At 38.0% G+C, this 2,243-nt stretch carries 1 protein-coding gene and 2 pseudogenes; 1 reads left to right on the top strand and 2 read right to left on the bottom strand.

The features are described from left to right. Together QMA12_RS21915 and QMA12_RS21910 are read right to left on the bottom strand one after the other, a co-directional pair. Positions 1-815, bottom strand: a pseudogene (locus QMA12_RS21915) (hypothetical protein); the annotation flags it as partial. A gap of 308 nt (positions 816-1,123) precedes the next feature. Beyond that, positions 1,124-1,618: a hypothetical protein gene (locus QMA12_RS21910; protein WP_290295315.1), complete on the bottom strand. Its 495-nt coding sequence runs from the start codon at positions 1,616-1,618 to the stop codon at positions 1,124-1,126. 166 nt (positions 1,619-1,784) lie between these two features. Between QMA12_RS21910 and QMA12_RS21905 the strand changes: the two are divergent. Beyond that, a pseudogene (locus tag QMA12_RS21905) lies at positions 1,785-2,116 on the top strand (transposase); the annotation flags it as partial. Positions 2,117-2,243 lie beyond the last annotated feature (127 nt).

Here is a 2,243-nt window from a genome sequence, read left to right as displayed (position 1 = left end):
GGTATGATTTAACCTCAAATGGCAGTCCTTTAGGCATTATTTGACGCGACATACCTGCAAAGCGAAGTAACTGTTTAGGTTGCTTACCTTCTGTCGCGCTTGTTAAACGTTTTTGAACACTGGTATGCTCAGACTCTTCTGGGGTATTAGCCATTTTCGCTCTAATGGGGTTTAAGTCTACATAGGCCATACAAGCTGCTAGCGCTGCTTCATCTAGGAGTGCTTGTGATTGCTCTTTAAAGAAAGGAAAGGTCCTTCCCACAAAGTTGTAAGGAACAACTTTGAACGCCTTAGGCGGCCCGAAGGGTGAGCGCCATGGATGGCAGCGAATAAAATCGGCCTGTGCAGTTATCTTTTTTATTCGCTTTGCGCGCTATATCTTCATTTAGCAACCGCATAAACCAGCTAATGTTTGATAAGCGTTCGCGATACTGTTTGACCGTTTGATTAAAAAAGATGAGCTCTGATTTGCTTAGCTTCTCACCTTGTACGTATTTCTGCGTTAGCAAGGTGCCTTTACACAGTTTATGCCAGCGAATAACAATTGCTTTGTCATTCAACCTGTTTGCTTTTTTATCATCAACATAGAGTACTAAATGGCTGTGGTTACTCATTACGGCATAAGCACACACATCAATACAAAATACCTTGGCTAACTCTAATAGCTTATCTTCAACCCAGCCTCTGCGGTGTTCGTAGGATTGGCCAGTAAAATAATCTTCACCACATAAAAATGCACGCCGAACGCAACGTGAAATACAGTGATAATACTTTGTATCTGCCAAACTTACTTGCCGTTTTCTTGCAGTAGCCATATTTCACCCTGTTTATTTTTTAGACTAATTAAACTTTAGTAAAAAATTGGCGAAATACAAACTTTAGGATGGGTGTCTTCTTTATTTCTTGTGCCCCAGTAAGCCCAAAAGGATATGGGAAAAACCTGGCTGCGATGAGATCGCAATAAGAGAGCCTCTATATGTGTTTGCCGTAAGCTACTTGCTTAACAGCCGCATCGACAGACGAAGTAAACGAATTTGTTTATTGATTTAGAATTGACCGTCAATTTATAAAAACGGTCAAAAAGAGTACTATTGCCTATTGACAGAGTTAAGGCTCATATGTGTTAGAGCTCATCTTTTTCAATCAACTTATCTAAGTCGCAATACATAACAGGTATCAACTGAATCTTATTCTTCAATTCATCTTTCATTAATTGGATTGATTGTTCTGCAGCATTAAATACACTGTCTTCTCTGTTCTGCTCAAAGAAAAATAATTTCAATTGTTTCAGGTTCTCTTTTTCAATTGAGATAGCCAAATTTGATATAACTTCTGCAATTGACGATATGGCATAACGCTCATTATCCATAGGGGCAAAAGTAGATACCGCAATTCTACCATTGGCTTGTTGAAAAACAGCGTCGAATTTTGAGTATTCAGAGCCGTCATCCCTTGTAGGATAACCATGGCCTAATTTTAATATTTTTGTATCTGGTGAATTAGCAATAGCATATAAGGCTTTTTCATGATTTTTTTCGTAAATAGCTCTCCGTTCTCTTGCTAGTCTTCTGCGTTCTTCTTTCTTTTCTTTTTCTTCTTCTGTTTCTTCTTTTTCCATCGTTCCAGTTATTGATCTTCTAATCTTTTCTTCCAACTCTTTTACATCAATATTTCCTGAAGTCGTTTCATCACTTACTGATTCAGCGATTTGTCTTGATTGTAATGGTCTAATTAAACTGGAGAGGTTTATAGCGTAAAATGAGCTAAACCGAAAAGGTATCAAAATGACTAGAAAATCAAAAGTTACACTTAGTGCACAGCAAAAACTCGAATATGCCAAGCTTATGGTGGAGGAAGGTTACACCAATAAGCAAATTGAAGAAATGTCTGGCGCTGGAAAGTCTGCCGTATCACGCTGGAAGCAACAATATTTATCTGAATTAGAGGGTAATAGCCCTGAAAATGCACATGCATTTACACCTGAACAGCAACGTATTCAATCATTGGAGAAACAGCTACAGCGTGCTTTAAGGGATAATGACATATTAAAAAAAGCCACCGCTTTCTTCATTCGCGACAATCAAAATTTAAAGTGATGAAAGAATTGAAGAAAGCGTGCATATTCTCCCCAGCTTTGATCACCCAATGGCATTAACTTTGATCGCTTATTCTCATTAAGCTTTGATCACGAAAATCACTCTATAATGATCACTTTTGTGTTCTTAATGATTTTGCCGATCAAA

The sequence above is a fragment of the Pseudoalteromonas sp. APC 3893 genome (assembly GCF_030408095.1).
Taxonomy (GTDB): domain Bacteria; phylum Pseudomonadota; class Gammaproteobacteria; order Enterobacterales; family Alteromonadaceae; genus Pseudoalteromonas.
Note: the sequence above shows the minus strand (reverse complement) of the source record. Positions and strands in the feature narration are given on the sequence as shown.

What these genes read in the sequence shown, in the direction of transcription:
- QMA12_RS21910 (WP_290295315.1), bottom strand. Translation starts at nt 1,618, where the DNA reads ATGGAAAAAGAAGAAACAGAAGAAGAAAAAGAAAAGAAAGAAGAACGC.